Source organism: Haloquadratum walsbyi C23, assembly GCF_000237865.1.
Lineage (GTDB): Archaea > Halobacteriota > Halobacteria > Halobacteriales > Haloferacaceae > Haloquadratum > Haloquadratum walsbyi.
In genome coordinates, this window is sequence record NC_017459.1 from 359,360 (window position 1) to 376,716 (window position 17,357).

Annotated in this window: 17 protein-coding genes; 6 read left to right on the forward strand and 11 right to left on the reverse strand. The window is 47.5% G+C overall.

Going from position 1 to position 17,357, the window contains the following annotated elements:
- Positions 1 to 24: 24 nt before the first annotated feature.
- Positions 25 to 1,221 carry an ABC transporter ATP-binding protein gene (locus tag HQRW_RS01545; RefSeq protein ID WP_394324570.1) on the forward strand — a complete coding sequence of 399 codons (1,197 nt, stop codon included), beginning with the start codon at positions 25 to 27 and terminating at the stop codon, positions 1,219 to 1,221.
- Positions 1,218 to 2,054, forward strand: coding sequence for an ABC transporter permease (locus tag HQRW_RS01550; RefSeq protein ID WP_014555184.1), 837 nt, complete (start codon positions 1,218 to 1,220; stop codon positions 2,052 to 2,054). The genes HQRW_RS01545 and HQRW_RS01550 overlap by 4 nt, the downstream gene beginning before the upstream one ends.
- Before the next feature lie 106 nt (positions 2,055 to 2,160).
- Here the strand turns inward: HQRW_RS01550 and HQRW_RS01555 are convergent, their stop codons facing one another.
- The gene (locus HQRW_RS01555) at positions 2,161 to 2,553 is read right to left on the reverse strand and encodes a hypothetical protein (RefSeq protein WP_014555185.1); all 393 of its coding nucleotides are present in this window, start codon (positions 2,551 to 2,553) and stop codon (positions 2,161 to 2,163) included.
- 138 nt (positions 2,554 to 2,691) lie between these two features.
- Here HQRW_RS01555 and HQRW_RS01560 point away from each other — a divergent pair, with 138 nt between their 5' ends.
- On the forward strand, positions 2,692 to 4,083 hold the full coding sequence (locus HQRW_RS01560) for a cryptochrome/photolyase family protein (RefSeq protein WP_014555186.1): 1,392 nt from the start codon (positions 2,692 to 2,694) through the stop codon (positions 4,081 to 4,083).
- A gap of 152 nt (positions 4,084 to 4,235) precedes the next feature.
- Positions 4,236 to 4,904 (forward strand): NADPH-dependent F420 reductase, encoded by a 669-nt coding sequence (gene npdG / locus HQRW_RS01565; protein ID WP_014555187.1) that lies wholly within the window; start codon positions 4,236 to 4,238, stop codon positions 4,902 to 4,904.
- Positions 4,905 to 5,159: 255 nt separating this feature from the next.
- Here npdG and hisE read toward each other — a convergent pair whose 3' ends face one another.
- The 4 genes from hisE to HQRW_RS15340 form a co-directional block, all read right to left on the reverse strand.
- Positions 5,160 to 5,477, reverse strand: coding sequence for a phosphoribosyl-ATP diphosphatase (hisE, locus tag HQRW_RS01570; RefSeq protein WP_014555188.1), 318 nt, complete (start codon positions 5,475 to 5,477; stop codon positions 5,160 to 5,162).
- Between the two features lie 192 nt (positions 5,478 to 5,669).
- Positions 5,670 to 6,287: a pyridoxal 5'-phosphate synthase glutaminase subunit PdxT gene (pdxT, locus tag HQRW_RS01575; RefSeq protein ID WP_014555189.1), complete on the reverse strand. Its 618-nt coding sequence runs from the start codon at positions 6,285 to 6,287 to the stop codon at positions 5,670 to 5,672.
- Between the two features lie 125 nt (positions 6,288 to 6,412).
- A complete protein-coding gene (locus HQRW_RS01580) occupies positions 6,413 to 6,577 on the reverse strand; it encodes a preprotein translocase subunit Sec61beta (RefSeq protein ID WP_014555190.1) in 165 nt (54 codons plus the stop codon).
- Positions 6,578 to 7,172: 595 nt separating this feature from the next.
- Positions 7,173 to 7,352, reverse strand: a complete 180-nt coding sequence (locus HQRW_RS15340; RefSeq protein ID WP_149031505.1) for a hypothetical protein — start codon at positions 7,350 to 7,352, stop codon at positions 7,173 to 7,175.
- A gap of 336 nt (positions 7,353 to 7,688) precedes the next feature.
- Here HQRW_RS15340 and HQRW_RS01585 point away from each other — a divergent pair, with 336 nt between their 5' ends.
- Positions 7,689 to 8,033 (forward strand): nuclear transport factor 2 family protein, encoded by a 345-nt coding sequence (locus tag HQRW_RS01585; RefSeq protein ID WP_014555191.1) that lies wholly within the window; start codon positions 7,689 to 7,691, stop codon positions 8,031 to 8,033.
- A gap of 392 nt (positions 8,034 to 8,425) precedes the next feature.
- Here the strand turns inward: HQRW_RS01585 and HQRW_RS01595 are convergent, their stop codons facing one another.
- Positions 8,426 to 9,058 (reverse strand): hypothetical protein, encoded by a 633-nt coding sequence (locus HQRW_RS01595; RefSeq protein WP_014555192.1) that lies wholly within the window; start codon positions 9,056 to 9,058, stop codon positions 8,426 to 8,428.
- Positions 9,059 to 9,234: 176 nt separating this feature from the next.
- Between HQRW_RS01595 and HQRW_RS01600 the strand changes: the two genes are divergently transcribed.
- On the forward strand, positions 9,235 to 9,741 hold the full coding sequence (locus HQRW_RS01600; protein ID WP_014555193.1) for a DUF7529 family protein: 507 nt from the start codon (positions 9,235 to 9,237) through the stop codon (positions 9,739 to 9,741).
- Positions 9,742 to 9,882: 141 nt separating this feature from the next.
- Here HQRW_RS01600 and HQRW_RS01605 read toward each other — a convergent pair whose 3' ends face one another.
- From HQRW_RS01605 to HQRW_RS01625, 5 genes are read right to left on the reverse strand one after another with little or no spacing between them, the layout of a single operon-like run.
- On the reverse strand, positions 9,883 to 11,154 hold the full coding sequence (locus tag HQRW_RS01605; protein ID WP_014555194.1) for an ABC transporter ATP-binding protein: 1,272 nt from the start codon (positions 11,152 to 11,154) through the stop codon (positions 9,883 to 9,885).
- Positions 11,151 to 12,518: an ABC transporter ATP-binding protein gene (locus HQRW_RS01610; RefSeq protein WP_014555195.1), complete on the reverse strand. Its 1,368-nt coding sequence runs from the start codon at positions 12,516 to 12,518 to the stop codon at positions 11,151 to 11,153. The genes HQRW_RS01605 and HQRW_RS01610 overlap by 4 nt, the downstream gene beginning before the upstream one ends.
- Before the next feature lie 4 nt (positions 12,519 to 12,522).
- Positions 12,523 to 13,545: an ABC transporter permease gene (locus HQRW_RS01615; protein ID WP_014555196.1), complete on the reverse strand. Its 1,023-nt coding sequence runs from the start codon at positions 13,543 to 13,545 to the stop codon at positions 12,523 to 12,525.
- A complete protein-coding gene (locus HQRW_RS01620) occupies positions 13,545 to 14,552 on the reverse strand; it encodes an ABC transporter permease (protein ID WP_014555197.1) in 1,008 nt (335 codons plus the stop codon). The genes HQRW_RS01615 and HQRW_RS01620 overlap by 1 nt, the downstream gene beginning before the upstream one ends.
- A complete protein-coding gene (locus HQRW_RS01625; protein ID WP_014555198.1) occupies positions 14,553 to 16,205 on the reverse strand; it encodes an ABC transporter substrate-binding protein in 1,653 nt (550 codons plus the stop codon).
- Positions 16,206 to 17,357 lie beyond the last annotated feature (1,152 nt).

Here is a 17,357-nt window from a genome sequence, read left to right on the forward strand (position 1 = left end):
TGTACGACGGATATAATGATTGTAATGGGACGCAGTGCGGTTACATCGCTCGAGGCGATGACCAAGAGAAATCAAGATGATAACTCACCGGCACTCGTTGTCGATAGTGTAGGTAAGCAATTTGGCAGTGGAGACAGTGCTGTCACTGCAGTTGACGATGTGAGTTTCAGTGTTGAACGTGGTTCAATTGTTGGATTACTTGGACCAAATGGAGCAGGAAAAACGACACTAATTAAATCTATTCTTGGAACGGTTCTTCCAGATACAGGGACAATTCGAGTGCTCGGCACCGATGTCAAGAATGAGCGGCGAGCGGCGTATGCGAATGTTGATGCGATGCTTGAGGGTGCTCGAAACGATTATTGGCGACTCACTGTACAGGAAAACCTTCGATACTTTGCGACAATCAGCGGTATTAATCCGGACTCTGTCGCTACTCGGCATGCACGGTTACTTGAGCGGCTAGATCTCACTATGTGGGCAGATACACCGGTACGAGATCTCTCACGCGGTATGAAACAGAAAGTATCTCTCGCAAGTGTACTCGCCGGGGGAGCCGAACTTCTATTTCTTGACGAACCAACGCTTGGATTAGATGTTGAGGGATCTCGTACGCTCCGGAGTGAATTGCGTCGACTCGCGATTGAAGATGGACTGACAGTCATCCTCAGTAGCCATGATATGGCAGTCATTGAGGATGTTTGTGACCGTGTTATCGTGATGGCTGATGGGGGTATTGTTGCCGATAGCGATGTTGAAACACTTGTAGAAACGGTTGGAGGTGACCGACTCCAGATCAAAAGCAATGATCTAACTCCACGCATTGTGTCAAGACTTCGTGAACGTATCACAAAGACAGCACTCAATGCAACTATCGATAGTGACTCTGACCCTCACATTGAAGTTGAGATTTCAGAAGTATCATTGTATAGATTATTTAATATATTAGAGGGAGCGGATGTAGAGATTGAGCAGATTCAGACAATCGAAGTCGGACTTGAGGAAGCATTAATTGAGTTGACGAGTACTCAATCACAAGCTGACACTCAAACACAGGTAGGCAGTGTGGATGAATCACATACCAAAGTGGGTGATCCATCTGTCAATAAAAACCAACAGGAAGCGAAATCACCGGGAGGCACTGAGATATCCACTGACAGCATTCAGCGTAGTAATCATTCTGAGAGTGATATGGGCAGATCACGAGAACATGATATATGACCGATTCTCAACTCTTCTCTACAGCACATCAAGACGACACAGAGCAATCAGACCCACAGCCAGCCACGTATTATCATCTCACGCGAGCAGTTCTTCTCCGTGAGTTCTTATTGTTTATTCGGTATCCGGCAAACGCGGTTGGTGGAATTGTAGTTGCTTTATTCTTTTTTATTGTGTTATTTTATGGCGGACAACTGCTAGCTGGGCGAGCATTAGCTGATTCAATTGAGGGTATTGTTGTCGGTTACTTTCTGTGGACACTGTCATCTGGTGCGTATGCATCGATATCGAATGATATCGGAAGCGAGGTCCAATGGGGGACACTTGAGAGACATGTCACCACACCATTCGGATTCGCGCCTGTTGCGCTACTCAAAGGTGTTGCCAAACTTGTTCGGACATTTCTCACATCGGCGGTGATCCTTGTTGGGATGTTGCTAGTGACAGGAACTAAACTTGCATTTCCTCCGGTAACAGTCATAGTGGTTGCAGGAGCAAGTGTTGCGTCCGTACTCGGACTTGGCTTTGCTGCTGGGGGAATCACGGTATTATATAAGCGAGTTGGAACGTGGCTCGGACTTCTTCAATTTGGATTTGTTATTCTTGTTTCAGCACCTGTTTTCTCAATTCCGTGGCTTCGGGCACTTCCGTTAGCACACGGAAGTGCGCTTCTCCAGCGAGTGATGGTTGATGGGACACGCCTCTGGGAATTTAGCATCACTGAAATCAGTCTGTTATTCGCTATTGCAGTTGTATATCTCCTTGGCGGCTATGTTGTTTTTCACTACTCAACACGCCGAGCACGACGGCTTGGTGTACTTGGCGATTATTAGTGGATTTTACTCCAGAACGACTCTTGAATGATGGGTGCAGTTGAGCGTATTGTGGTATAACTACTATGCGTAAGATGAGAGAAATTCAATATACTTCTTGTTAGTATTATGACCCCCGACTTGGGGCAATGCGTGCGAGCGTCAGATATAGTCCAAACGCAGCGAGAAGTAACCCAGCGAACTGCGTGCCAGCTGTTGCAATAAATCCAACATCATACAACAATGGCGCAGCCATAAACCAACCTCCAAAGATCGTTGTTAGCACTGCTGGAGCAAGCGCAACGACACCATCTCGGCGAAGCAGCCGAAGACTCTGAACCGCAAAAACAAGCCCGAGAAGACTGCTTGAAACGATACTTCCGGTAAATGCTGTTGATGAACCACCAATCAATGGGGTCACACCAGCGAGTAAACAGCCAATAACTCCAATCACAGCGCTGGTGAGTAAGAATGGCTCATCCCGCTGTTCAGCACTTCGTGCATCTGATGTGAATGACATCCTATCTGAAAGTATGTCCGATGGTCTAAAAATTAGTGGGGGTTGCCAACTGTCATATATTCAGACTCAGAGATACTCTCCACAATCCATCCAATCGGCAGCCGAAGGCTACTATTCACTCCAGTACATAATATTCATATGCGTTTATTTTGGCATCGGCGCGACCCTCGGCTTCGAGATAATGCTGGGCTAGCCGCTGCAGCACGGGCTGATTCTGAGTCGGTTCTACCAGTATATGTATATGATTCAGACTTATTTGACGCCATTGGGGAGCGACAACAGGCATTTTGGATGCATGCGGTTCGTGAGCTCAAGGAAGCATATCGTGAGCGCGAAAGTGATCTTATCGTTCGTGCTGGCGATCCAGGCGACATCATTCCAGCATTAGCTGAAGAGTATGACATCGATGGTGTACACTGTAATCAGCACTATCGACCGGGACGCCAGTCTCGGCGCGAGCGTGTTGCAAGTGAACTTGATAAGTCTGGGATTGCATTTGACGTTCGAACAGATCACGTGCTTGTTGATCCCGGTCGGCTTGATGCATCATATCCAAATCATAGTCAATTTCACAATGATTGGGAAGATGTTCCAAAACGGTCAGCATATAATTCACCACCGGCTGAGACGCTTGTCGATATTACTGATAGCAAAACTGTCCCTGTCCCAACGGTTGAGATCGATCTTCCACCTTCGGGGTATGAGGCTGCGCGAGACCGCCTTGATCGGTTCTGTGACCGAGGTATTTATGATTATAATGATACGCGTGATGACCTCGCACAGGCTGCTGAGAAACCAACAACAGCAGTGTCACGAATGTCACCGTATCTCTCTGGTGGGATGATTGGTATTCGAGAGGTATGGGACGCTGCAAGTTCAGTATATGAGGCTGTACACGGAAATGAGCGCCGTAATGCCGATAAGTATAGATATGAACTCTCCTGGCGCGAACAAAACTATCACTTATTATACTATAACCCTGATCTCGCAGTTTCGAACTATAAATCGATTCCAAACGAGATACAGTGGCGAGATGATGATGAGGCGTTTAAATCATGGGCTCTAGGACAAACCGGCTACCCGCTTGTTGATGCTGGCATGCGGCAACTCAATCGCGAAGGCTATATTCACAACCGTCCGCGACAAGTGGTAGCGAGCTTTTTAACGAAGCATCTCCTCGTTGACTGGCGTCGCGGCGCACGGTACTTCACCAAACAACTCATCGATCATGATTATGCTTCAAATCACGGGAGTTGGCAGTGGATTGCATCAACTGGTACTGATTCCGTTGATGTTCGAATCTTCGACCCTGTGAGCCAGTTGTCGAAATATGACGATGGCGCAAACTTTGTGCGTGAGTATGTTCCCGAATTGAGTGATACACCAACAGAGAAGATTATTGAGTGGCCAACATTGTCGCCTGGTGACCGTGCACAGTTTGCCCCAGAGTATCCTGATCCAATTGTCGGAAGAAATGAAGGGTATGAACGCGCACAACAGACATTTGAGAAGGCGCTCGGAAAGCGATAGATCACACAGCACAGAGACGAAATGTAATCTCGGATGATGCTTATTTCAAACTGAAGCTAATTATTTCTATTTTCTTGAGATAGGTGACCTTTGGCAGCGGCAGTCCTCCCCGGTCACACAATGGTTTTTAGAGTTCCGACCACAGAATGAGTATGCGTCTTGCATTACTTGGCGGAACTGGTGATATTGGCGAAGGTCTTGCACTCCGTTTTGGCTTTCATACAAACCACGATGTTGTCATTGGCTCTCGTGATCCTGATAAAGCACATGATGCAGCAGAAGCATATACTGACGAATTGAATGAACAAGGCGTTGATACGAAAATTACTGGATTTGAGAATGAAATGGCAGCCGATCGCGGAGAGATTGTCTTCTTATGCGTTCCCCCATATCATGTCGCAGATACAGTTGCTGTTGCCGCAGATAGATTATCATCCGATGATATCATTGTCACCCCAGCGGCAGGTGTAAAGCGTGATGAGGATGGATTTCATTATCACCCGCCAAGTGCAGGAAGTGTCACAGCACTTGTTGCCGATGCCGCACCTGACTCAGTCCCTGTTATCGGCGCCTTTCACAACCTTGCAGCGGGGCGACTTGCCAATCTCGATGCGGATCTTGGTATCGATACCTTACTAATAGGCGATGATACAACAGCAAAGGAAACGATTGGCGACCTTGCTGAAGATATTGATGGTCTTCGGGCGCTTGATGCCGGAGGCGTTGCAAACGCCGCTGAAGTTGAATCACTGACTCCACTTTTGATTACAGTCGCACAACAAAATGAAGATCTTCATGACCTTGGTGTGACATTCGATTAATACTATTATGATGCCCAGCTTTTCAAATAAAGTGCACAGGGCAAGTAACCTATTGAAATCCCGCTGTGCTCTTCAGATACAAAAGCCACATACTGTATCGAGAGGAGTGAGACTGACACGGTTGGATTGAATTCTCACTCAAGTCCCAATCAGGAGAGTTATCTTTACTATGTCGGATTCTCTCCCAGCAAACGCGATTTTATTTTGATACTAGTATAATATTGAATATATTCTCATTTACGGCATATATCGAAACTAACAGCAATTCTTTTTAAAGTCGTCCATGCAGCTCCTCCCGAGGTCATCAAGCGTTATTTCTTCCATTGCGAGCACGACAAAAAGATGATAAATAAGATCCGCACTTTCAGCCTGGATTGCTGCTGAATCACTATCTTTTGCTGCAAGGATCGTCTCGGTTGCCTCTTCGCCTAATTTCTCGAGCGCAGCGTTTTCTCCTTTCTCATGCGTAAACAGTGATGCAGTATATGAATCATCTGGTAACGTTTCCCGTCGAGATTCAATTACTGAAAAGAGATCATCAAATACCGTCTTTGGCAATTCATCATCAGTCATATGCTATTATTTTCATCAGATGAAAAAGAATCGTCCGATACACATCTGAATCGCCTCGACATCAAACCGCATGGTATTTGTCTTAATTTCATATGAACAATTGCTCAAAAAAGCATTACACAGAGATATGATCGCTTAGGGGAAGGGTTCACATTACATGAAACTGATCAACGCCCATCACGATTCGATTGATCAGTCAATCGATACTGCTGTGTCAACATTGTTGTTTTGATTGGCAAAAAACGCGAGATCATGAATTCGACTGTCCGGTGTCAACTCCGGATGAAATGCAGTGGCAACGACCGCACCATCTTGGACAGCAACCGGATTGTCCTCCCACTGTGCAAGCACTGTCGCGTCCTCACCGGCAGCGTCGATAACTGGTGCGCGGATAAAGACCGCTGGGAATGGTTCATCAAGACCGTCAACATCGAGTGGTGCTTCAAAACTATCGATCTGTCGACCGAAGGCGTTTCGATCAACTGTGACATCAATAATATCAAGCGTCTCAACACGATCATCCTTCGCGTCGCGAGCAGCAACAATCAATCCGGCGCATGTGGCAAGAACAGGTTTTCCAGCTTCAACGTGAGCTTGAATTTCAGCATCAATTCCTTCCCGATCTAGTAACCGTGAAATAGCTGTTGACTCGCCACCAGGAAGCAAAAGAACGTCGCAATCAGGAACAACACCGGACTGTCTAATTTCAACAATCTCAACGGATATGCTGTGAGATTCTCCAGCACGACGGATAGCTGCCGCATGTTCAGAGACATCGCCCTGTACTGCGACGACACCAGCTTGAATCATACATATACGATAGATTCACAATGACAAAAGATGTCCGTTCAAACCCGTATAACAGAATTATAAAAATCCAATGGGTTTAAGCCGTGACTGAATCTCTGTGACGTTCAAATACAAGACGCTGCTACCTAGATTGCAAGTGCATTCAGTACAAGCACACCTACCCCAAAGAGCACACCAAATGCAACGACTGTCTTCGGGTCAATCCGTATTGAATTCCGATCTTCAGCGTCGAAATACCGTACAAGACCTGCACTGGACATCAATCCACCGGAATTTTGTCCGCTACTCATACATTCACTTAAATGATTTCATAGTCTAAATGTTTCGGCTTGTGAGGCATTTTACCAGCTGTTCACGACGAATGCCAGGGGGTTGATGTGATCCCGAGGCGGTTCACTCTTCGTCTGTACTGTTCTGTCCTGATAACCGGCATAAAGAAGACCCACGTCCTCAGCTAACAGTCGTTGGTAATTTGATTTTTTTATCTGAAGCGGAACACGCACATAGACGTTCCAGATAAACTGACTGTGGGCTTAGATCTAATCGTTGCTCAGAGTGTCACCGACTGGTCAAGACGGCACTCAAAATGGATGTTTAATCGTCGACAGACGGTGTCACGGTGGAATATATCTCATATCTGGCTTGCGTAACAACTTTGTAACTCAATCTCTTAACTCTCTTGCTACATCCTGCGAGGGTACTGAGATCTAGCCATTGCTGTCGAACCACAATCAGATTGTTGGAGTCAGTTATGGCAAAAAAGCCCTCTCGGGGATGTAGCAGTGTCGTGTCATAGTTTGTGCTGGTTGACGCGTCTGCCTGACATTTGGCTTGAGGTGTCGCGTCAACCAGCTCTCATTCCGTCTCATCGATGGAGACAGACGCCTACTCCCCACCGGGCGTTTGTTTCTCGGACAGAGCAGTGGCAAGTGCTTTGTGTTCTCCTGTTCCCCTCAGAATATCAGCTATCTCTGGATACCACCAGTCGGTGGTAATGTGACCACTATTTCTTTTCGACATCGTGTTCGTTTCATTTGGAACGCTCGATAGCGCGTTCCGATTCACATTCGAGTAACGAAGCTCACAGTCCCAACATCTGTTGATGGAGTGATGATCCTCCACTGTCAGCGGTAACCCGAATAAAATCGGCTTTGAGACTATCCCATAGTTCTACGTGTGGGCGCGTAGACACCCGCTACAGTGTTTATAGTCGCTCATAAGTTCGGACACTACTCACGTATGGAGTTGGACCCGAGTCCCATTAGACAACTTCTGTTGTGTTACTGAAAGAGAATACGTATCAAGATACAATCGAATGCCCCAGACTTGGACATGACCTCAAGATGATTCATTGGCACCGATAGCACACAATTTATATTGATCATTCATTATATATAGTGTATGAGTACGACCGAAGACGTGCTAGAGCATCATCTCGAAGTATTCGCCGCGAGAGATGTTGAGGCAACGATGTCAGATTATGCGGATGACGCAACTGTCATCACTCATGATGGGATGTATCACGGGACTGCGGAGATCAGAGAATTATTTGAGACATTGTATGATGAGTTTGAAACAGCAGTCGAATTCAACTTACAAAGACAGGTTGTTGATGACGACTGCGCATATATTGTTTGGAATGCTGAAACTGACGAAAACGTCTATGAGTATGCAACAGACACATTCGTGATCAATGACGGTAACATCGTCACACAGACCCTTGCTGCGAAGATTGACCCGAAATAGCTGATGTTATCCGATGCATAGATACAGTATTTCAACGGCAGCGGTGGTCACGGCACAATACCCAATTCGACCTGCCCAAGATGACGAGATAATATCTTAGATGTGTGGATACATACTTCGGTTACTATATTCCCTGTGAGATACACAGCCGAATGTTCGCCACGTCGTCTATGTGAATCAACAGCCAGCTCACGCCGTCACTCTCAAATAACTCGGAGAAAAGCCAATCCGTGGTTTGAGTAACGAAGTCATCGACTTTGAGATAACTTACCATCCGATAATTATTGCCCGGTTGGTGATCTGGAGTGGACAGTGTCGACGAATGATCTCCGTGAAAACGAGTCTGGATGCTCTCTATATTGGCTGTAAAATGCAAATCTGTCATACACCATTCACAGGAGAGTTGAATTGAGGTTCTGCTTCAATTCTTCTGCGTACTCCTCACGAAGATTAAACATGTCCTCATATTCTGACACCGACAGCCCACGCAGATCTTCTTCTGACATATCGAGTTTATTGATAGCCGCCTCAATAGTGGTAATCTTCAGCGTCTTCGCTGTTTGTTCGCCAAACCCGTCTACCTCTGCTATCTCATTAATTGAGGCATCAAGAATGTCGTTCAGTGTGACAAGTCGCTCCATCTCGAGTTTCCGAAGTCGTTTCTCACCAACACCTGTGAACATATCTGCATTGGCTTCGAGCGTTGCACCACTGCTAAATATATTCTCAGAGGATATATCATCCTCAAAACCGGGTTCAGGCGGTGTTGGACGAATATCTAGTGGATGGTATACCGTTACGTCCTGTTTTGTGCTAGTGCTAGTACTAGTGCTACCGGACGAACTCTGTTCGACCTTTCTGTACTGTGTTTTTTGCTTGAGAAAGCGATAATCCACCATTGTTTTCAGTACGTCATGCACAGTCCGACTGCTTGCATCGACCTGATCTTCGATATACTGCTTTGTGAAACCATCTGTCGTCAGTGCAATGCGCCAAATACGGTCACGCCGGGTGTCTTTTGTCACAGAGCTTAGTTACTGTCTCGACAAGAATGAACATTATGCAGTTATCTGCATGGCTTGAAGAGTGAGATATCATCCACAGTCGCCGCTACAGTTATTTCAGTGTCAGTCTGGTTTCCATCTAAGCTGAACTACACTGCAGTAAGAGAGTGTTTGAGGCTGGCATCGTAATAATATATATGACCGACAAGGTGAATCAATCACCTGGCGTGGATGCCCCCTCTCAAGATTTCGGTGATCACTGGGACAGTATTCTTACAGACATTGAAACAACAGCGACTCGGTATGATAATGACGGATGGAAATCACTGGCGCTTCATCCGGGGCATATCACCCCGCTCGCCGGGAAGTCAAATAACCTCTGGGGATTCGATGTTCTTCTGCCTGACGATGAGTTCGCCACACTTGAGAACACGATCGCTGATATCACTATCACCGATTATGAACTATTCTCAACGGAGGCATCTGGTGGGGTCTTCTTAATGAGCGTAATGCGTGCAGAGTCTGAAACTGTGGCGGTCATATTCCCACTGTACTACCGCCTCGGAGATGATTCTATCTCAGCACTCAAGACACATACTGCAGAAACGGGTAGCGTAAGAACGTATCTCCGTCGGCTTGAAAATGACAGACGTATCGAGTTCCAATATGACAAGCCAGGGTTATTTTTTCCTTCACAGCTTTGATGCGCCTATCACCCTCCGATTCCTCACAGAATGACCAGAGTGAGTGAGTATGACGGAGAGAAACCTTTTGTCCCTCCCAGCTAGATTGAGAACAGACACAGCAGGTGTCTCAACATCACTGTGGTAGAGACAAGCAGTCACTCAGTGACGAAGATGACACGCAGCAGAGTGATGTGTCTTATCTGAGTGTTCTGGACGGTCATGCTCGCATACCGTTTCAAATCGATCACGAAGTGTTTCAATTGCTGCTTGTCGATTACCGTCACGAAGTTCAGCACGGGCGGTCTTGACCACAGCTGCATTGTCTCCATGTAATGATGAGCTAATCTCACCTGGCCAGACTGAGTTAGCTGTCATACTCTGTTGGCTCGGTGTGCCCGCATCTGCTGTGTTTGATGTTGTGCTATCGACGTCGGTAGTTGTGAGGGTTCCAGCTTCAATCCGCTCTCGGAGATCCATTACCTCGCGATAGGCAGTTTGATCGATATCAATATCGGTCGGTGGAATCACCACGGGACAGCGAGTCCGAAATCGACAGCCCGACGGCGGATTACGAGGTGAGGGAACATCATCTTCGAGTGTCGTTATCTCACGATCAGACTCACTGAGATGTGCACGCGGGACACTTTCTAACAGTGCCTTCGTATATGGATGCTGTGGGCGCTCAAAAATAGCCTCAGTTGGACCAATCTCCGCGATATTACCAAGATACATCACCGCAACACGGTCAGACACATAACGCACGACGGAAAGGTCATGTGCGATAAACAAATATGCCAGTCCAAAATCAGTCTGGAGATCAGCTAAGAGATTCAGTATTTGCGCCTGCACTGATACATCAAGCGCTGAGACCGGCTCATCAAGTACGAGAAAATCCGGTTCGACTGCGAGTGCACGTGCAATCGCGATACGTTGTTGCTGACCACCCGAGAACTCATGTGGATATCTATCATACTGGTCTGCTGAGAGCCCGACCCGTTTCAACAGACTTTTTGACCGATCACGCTGTTCATCTTGAGTGCCGACATCGTGTACACTGAGTGGTTCTCTGATAATCTGACCGGCAGTCATTCGAGGATTTAGACTTGCGAATGGGTCCTGAAAGACCATTCCTGTTCTTCGTCGGAAGTTTTTGACCTCTGTATTAGAGAGGTCACCGATCTTTTTTCCATCGAATTTAACCGTTCCACCGGTCGGGCTACGAAGCGCCAGGATCGTTTCGCCAGTGGTCGATTTCCCACATCCAGACTCACCGACTAACCCAAGTGTCTTACCTGCTGTAATCTCAAAACTGACCCCATCGACAGCTTTGATTGGTGGTGATGTACGACGAAATAATCTATCAGAGAGTGTCTTTGTGCTCGTATAATGTTTTTTGAGATTCTCGACACTCACCAACGTGTCCTCACTCACGGTTCACCCTCTCCGCTTGGGGTGTTCGAACTCGGATTCGGATTCGCGTCCGCGTCTGCGTTTGCGTTCGCGTTTGTCTCCGAACTTATCCTCTTAATTATATTTTTGATTGAATTGAATGTACCTTCTGTATTATCTGCGCTCATGTTTTTGGAATCGTCGCCGTCGCTGTCGCTGTTAGAGTTGGCGTTGGATATCGATACCGATGCGTCGGGATCATATCCTCGCTGCGCTAAGACACACTTCACGCCATGTCGATTTTCGGTGTCATGTTCAACTACGGTCCCTGTGTCAGCGTCAAACTCTGGAGGGGGATCAAGACAGGCTTCCATCGCTTTGGGACATCGATCCGCAAAGTAACATCGTTCACCCATCTCTTCATCAACGAGACTTGGGACGCTGCCTGCAACGGGTTCGAGCCGTGCGCCTGGAGTATCAATATCCGGCACACTGCCGAGCAGTCCTTTCGTATATGGATGGACTGCGTCTTCGAAGATATCCGCAAGTGACCCCCGTTCAACAATCTCTCCAGCGTACATGACGCCCACTCGGTCACACATTCGCGCTATGACTCCAAGATTGTGTGTAATGAGAATAACACTCATATCTGTCTCCGCTTGTATCTCTGATAATAACGAAAGAATCTGTGCCTGAATAGTCACATCAAGTGCAGTCGTCGGTTCATCCGCGACGAGAACATCCGGCTCACCAGCCAGCGCTTGAGCAATCATTGCCCGTTGAAGCATTCCACCAGAGAACTCATGTGGATAAGCCTCAGCCCGCTCAGTCGGGTCAGGGATGCCAGCCATGTCGAGTAATTCGATTGCACGCTGCTTACTCTCCGTGCTCACATACCCGCGATGTGGAATCAGACTGTCAACCACAAACCGCATGAGACCATACTGTTGAGTCCGCGCCGAGACCGACCGTGGGTTTGTCGAAGCCCGGCGTTGTGCCTCGACAGCTTGTGCAATCTGTTCACCGACAGTCACAGAGGGATCCATACTTGACATTGGGTCCTGGAAGATCATACCAAAAGATGGTCCTCGAAGCGCTCGTCGCGTCTCTGCATCGAGCTCGACGAGGTTGACAAACGCACCATTGCTCTCATCAACCCCAACCGCATCAGCTAATGCGGAATCACGGTACCAAATTTCACCACTCGTGATTCGTCCGGGAGACTCGATTAATCCCATGATTGTGTGGGCTGTCACCGACTTACCTGACCCTGATTCACCAACAATCCCGAATGTCTCGCCATCACGAACAGTGAAGGAAATATCTTCGACAGCATTGATCTGTCCTGTTTCGGTCAAAAATCGTGTTGAAACATTACGAACACGAAGGAGATCGTGAGTACTCATGAATTCAAAGTCCTCCCTCGCTTTCACCCTCAATGCCTGGGTCAAGTGCATCCCGGAGCCAGTCACCGATGAGATTCACACCTATCACAGCAATGACAATACCAACACCAGGAAGCGTTGTGATCCACCATGAGGTTGCCAGATATTGTTGCCCCTGTGAGATATCGAATCCCCACGACAGCGTGGTACCGGAGAACCCAAGATACGCAAGTGAACTCTCAAGGAGAATATTTGCGGCGACAAGAATCGTCGCGAGAATTAAAATTGGGGTCAACGCATTCGGAAGCACGTGCCGGGTCATAATGCGAATATCACTTGTTCCATAACTGCGTGCAGCTTTGATATACTCCGCTTCAACAATCGAGAGCGCTTCGCCCCGAGCAACACGCGCAATCCACACCCAGTTGACCAGTCCAATAACCAGGATTACCATCCCAGGAAGTGTGAATGTCGCTGGCATTGTCGCTGATGCGATATTGAAAACGACCCATGGATCAGGGACCGTGACAGCAATCCGACCGAATAGTCCAACAAGTGATATTGCAAGCACGAGGGAAGGAAATGCGAGCATAATATCTGCAAAACGCATGAGTGTATCATCAACAAGACCACCATAGTATCCTGCTATGAGACCAATTGGTGTTCCAATCAATGTAGCTAGTGCTGTGCCGAGAACGCCAACAAGCATGGAAGTCCGTGCGCCGTAGAGTACTCGTGAGAGCATATCGCGTCCCAGTGGGTCTGTCCCCAGTGGATACGTCCACGTTGCATTGATCTGTGTTCGTTCAGTTATCGTCGTGACTGACCCATTCACCATCTGTGTTGTTGTTGTTGTCGTCACTCGACTGAGTCCCACTGGGGGTAACAGTTTCTGATCAAGATGCTGCACATTTGGATTATGCGGCGCGAGGAATGGTGCAAAAATAGCCATTCCAAGAATGACAATAAATAGACTGACACCAAGCTTGGCAAGTGGACTCTGACGCAATTCTCCGACCAGATTCTGCCATGTCCGCGGTGAAAGCATTACACTGTTACCTCCGGATTCAAGTATGCATATATCGCATCAACGACTGTATTAACGATCACAAAACCAGCCCCGACGACGACCAGACATCCTTGGAGGATGACCCATTGTCGAGCGTTGATAGCATCGATCAAGAGACTTCCAAGTCCAGGCCATGCAAATACACGCTCGGTTATGACTGCCCCGCCAATGAGCGTCCCGAGTTGGAGACCAAGGACGGTCACAATTGGCACAAGCGTATTTTTTAATGCATGCCTGAAACGCACCAATGTCTCCGGCGTTCCCTTTGCTCGAAGTGCTGTAATGTATTGCTTGCCGAGTTCATCTAACATGCCACTTCGAGTGAGTCGAGTAACAAGCGCTGTAAAATACGTCCCGAGCGTTACAGCTGGGAGGGTGATATGAGATAGCCACCTAAGCATAACCTGTGGGCGTCCGCTCAAAAGGTATCTTAGCGCGTCAACAAGCAATAATGGAGTGCCGTTCACCCGAGCCATTCCTCCTGTTGGGAAGATATCAAATTGCACTGCCAACAAAAGCGTCAACATCAGTCCGAGCCAGAAATTCGGCGTTGAAATACCAACTAACGAGAATGTTGTCGCTGCGTAGTCAGTTGGCTCGTGACGGTTCGTTGCACTGATCACTCCGAGTGGAATCGACAAAGCAACTGCAACAATGGTAGCTGCAACGGCTAACTCAAGTGAACGCGGGAGTGCAGCAAACACCTGACTACTCACACTCGTTCCAGCAGCAAACGACTGCCCCATATCGATATTCGGGGGGAGTAATCCAACTACATACTCAATATACTGCACGTATAGCGGCCTGTTGAGCCCGTATTCCATCGCAATCTCCTCTCTGAGCGCTTGTGACGCGTCGAGTGGGGCAATGAATGTCACTGGGCTTCCAGGTGTAATATATCGTAATGTGAACACGACAGTCACGACTCCCCAAATGACAACGACACCCTGGCTCGCGCGCTTTAGGAGAAAGCGTGAGTACCCCATTTATTCGGATGAACTGATTGAGTATGCATCGATCCGCTCATCATTCCTCGGCTGCCAGTCAATCCGATTCGTTGAGCCGTAAACACCAAATTGTCGATTCAGGAAAATCCAAGGCGCCTGTTCGTGACTGAATGCATTCGCTTGTTGAAGGAGTTGCTCACGTTGTTCGCTCTCGGCTGTTTGGTTTGCCTCAGTAATAAGACTATCAAGCTGATTAGTTTTAAATGAAGTCAATACTCCATCGCTCGTGAGTGTCGGATTAATTGTTTGTGAGGCATCGAATGTTGCATTCCCCCATCCGATAAGATAGAACTTCGGTCCGGTGGTGATATCACCATCAGTGAGTTCCGAGGCAAGAGTGTTGAAATCCCGTTGTTTGACATCACAGGAAACATTCGAGAGATCATCAATCATTCCAGCAACAGCCTGTGCAATCTGGAGGTCTTTGAGATATCGTCCTACTGGTGTATGTAAGGTCAGACTCGCTCCTGCATGTCCACTTTCCTCAATAAGTCGTTCAGCCTCAGCAGGATCATGTGCATACGGTTCAATGTCGTCGTTGTATCCAAAGAACGGTTGTAAGGTTGGTTGACCAGTCTGCTCACCAAATTCCTGGAGTACATCCGTGATGATACTCTCCAGATCGACTGCAAAATTCATTGCCCGGCGGAATGAGAGCGAGGAAAATGGCTCAGCATTGCTTCGCATCCCATTGTAAATAATTCGCGTGCTGCCGACTGCATTCACACTTACGCTCTCACTGCTATCAACTCGGTTGACTGATTGGGGTGGTACATTGACAATAATATCAGTCTCACCGGCAATGAGTTGATTCACTCGTGCACTCGCTTGCTGTGCAGATGTGAATGTGAGTTGAGTCACTTCCGCAGGCTCGCGCCAGTATTCATCATATCGGTCAAATGTCACCTGCACGTTCTGCTCATACTCAGCAAGTTCGAACGGTCCTGTCCCGTTCATATTCTGTGCGACATATGATGACTCGTTCTCCTCTGTCCACGCTTGCTCGACAACATCACAATAGATTGCAAACTCAGCGAACACGATTGGATTGAGACCGTCCGAGAGGACATCGACAGCCCGCTCGTCATCAACGACCTCTGCACCAGTAACGCCACCGAGCTGTCCGGCTTGTGGGCTCGTGAATCCAACATCATCATCAACCATCCGATTTATTGTATATGCAATGTCCGCGGGCGTTAGTTGATTATCCGTCTGTTGGAATGTTGGCCCTTCTCGGATGCTGAATCGAGCCCGACCCGGCTCCACGCGTCGCCATTCTGTCGCAAGCATCGAGACGATTTGTCCCTGCCGGTTTCGGGATATAACACCTTCATAGCACTGTCGCATCACGATGTCCGCTGGAATGTTTCGGTGGTCGTGCGGATCCAGTGTGTCGGGCATCTGACCCTGTGTGATTGTCACAGGAAATTCCTTACTCCCTGTCGTTGATTCGTCGGTGTCTGCTGCTGTCTCGCCTGATTGAGACGTACCAGCCGTCTCATCTCCCCCTTCAGCTCCTCCGCCTCCGCCACTGCTGCCACATCCGGCGAGAGCAGCAGTTGCTGTGGCTGTACCCGCGAGCTTTACAAATGATCGTCGATCTATATCCCTCTCACGACTCTCGTCTGACACAGTACCGACATTATCTTGATAAGAGTAAAAAAGCTGCGTACGCTGTCTGTTGACTGCGTGGAATGAGTCGTTTATGAACTATGTCATGTACTTAACCCCGGAAGGATCTCGCCGCTGTGGTTCACATTCAGAGTACCACTCCTCGGAATCTCTCCTGTGAATAGATCAGGTAAGCTTCTTGAACACACACAAACCTCACAGCCAGAGGACGTCACCGCATGGTGTCACACAGCATCAGCATCAGCAGACAAAGTTCATCCCTCAGTCTTCGATATCACAGTCATTGCCAGTGTAAGTCTCGTCACTCAAACTGACTGGAACAGAACAGAGCATATACTTCCGTTTTCAACTCTGGTAAGTACGGTTTTGCAGACAAGCACACATCGCATGGTCATATTGCCAACCACTGTTGAACACTCGAGAACTTACACCGACATACTCAATCATCCGTTGTCTTCTGAAGAGTCACAATCTCCACCACGTCGAAATCCTCGGCTCTCGGCTCCCATCTCCTATCGCATGTTCACTGATTAATTGTGAACGCACTAACGACTCCGACTACACTCAAGTTCAATCGATATCATGGAGAGATGCGGTATATCGTCTGAATCAATTCACCAACTAGATGGAATTCGCACTAAGCGCTGAGCGCTGAGCGCTGTCAGTCCCCGCGATTCTTCCTAAGAAAGAATTCGACGGCTCAATACTTCGGTGTAGTGTATTCAGGAGATTATTATACCAGCGTTAGCGTTGATAACCGGCTATCTCCACTGACTGTCAAGTCGATATGCGAAAATATTATTTTAATTACCTTTCTGTCGGTGTGTGTCCTAACAATCATAATATTACTATATTTTATGACCAGAGATAATGTTAGTACATCGATTTGTTTTGACTACCGACTACATTTTTTAATCATAAATAAAATACCAATGGATACATCTTACGAAGAATATATACCCACAGTATTTTTGATTCCAGAAAATCACGTACAAATGAAATCATCATGACGAAAAGAAACCCGCAATCGATTGCTGTTGACCAGCGGGGACGGGAGTCCGACTCAAAACAACGAATCACAATCGACTCCCTTTCCTTTTGGATGAATGAAACATCGACTTTCCACCATTTTAATTGGACGAGCAGGCATAA

Excerpts from the sequence above, each read along its gene's own strand:
- HQRW_RS01600 (WP_014555193.1), top strand. The coding sequence starts at position 9,235 with ATGACCGACAAGGTGAATCAATCACCTGGCGTGGATGCCCCCTCTCAA.
- HQRW_RS01555 (WP_014555185.1), bottom strand. The coding sequence starts at position 2,553 with ATGTCATTCACATCAGATGCACGAAGTGCTGAACAGCGGGATGAGCCA.
- HQRW_RS01580 (WP_014555190.1), bottom strand. The coding sequence starts at position 6,577 with ATGAGTAGCGGACAAAATTCCGGTGGATTGATGTCCAGTGCAGGTCTT.
- HQRW_RS01620 (WP_014555197.1), bottom strand. The coding sequence starts at position 14,552 with ATGGGGTACTCACGCTTTCTCCTAAAGCGCGCGAGCCAGGGTGTCGTT.
- npdG (WP_014555187.1), top strand. The coding sequence starts at position 4,236 with ATGCGTCTTGCATTACTTGGCGGAACTGGTGATATTGGCGAAGGTCTT.
- HQRW_RS01560 (WP_014555186.1), top strand. The coding sequence starts at position 2,692 with ATGCGTTTATTTTGGCATCGGCGCGACCCTCGGCTTCGAGATAATGCT.
- HQRW_RS01585 (WP_014555191.1), top strand. The coding sequence starts at position 7,689 with ATGAGTACGACCGAAGACGTGCTAGAGCATCATCTCGAAGTATTCGCC.
- hisE (WP_014555188.1), bottom strand. The coding sequence starts at position 5,477 with ATGACTGATGATGAATTGCCAAAGACGGTATTTGATGATCTCTTTTCA.
- HQRW_RS01545 (WP_394324570.1), top strand. The coding sequence starts at position 25 with ATGGGACGCAGTGCGGTTACATCGCTCGAGGCGATGACCAAGAGAAAT.
- pdxT (WP_014555189.1), bottom strand. The coding sequence starts at position 6,287 with ATGATTCAAGCTGGTGTCGTCGCAGTACAGGGCGATGTCTCTGAACAT.
- HQRW_RS01615 (WP_014555196.1), bottom strand. The coding sequence starts at position 13,545 with ATGCTTTCACCGCGGACATGGCAGAATCTGGTCGGAGAATTGCGTCAG.
- HQRW_RS01550 (WP_014555184.1), top strand. The coding sequence starts at position 1,218 with ATGACCGATTCTCAACTCTTCTCTACAGCACATCAAGACGACACAGAG.
- HQRW_RS01610 (WP_014555195.1), bottom strand. The coding sequence starts at position 12,518 with ATGAGTACTCACGATCTCCTTCGTGTTCGTAATGTTTCAACACGATTT.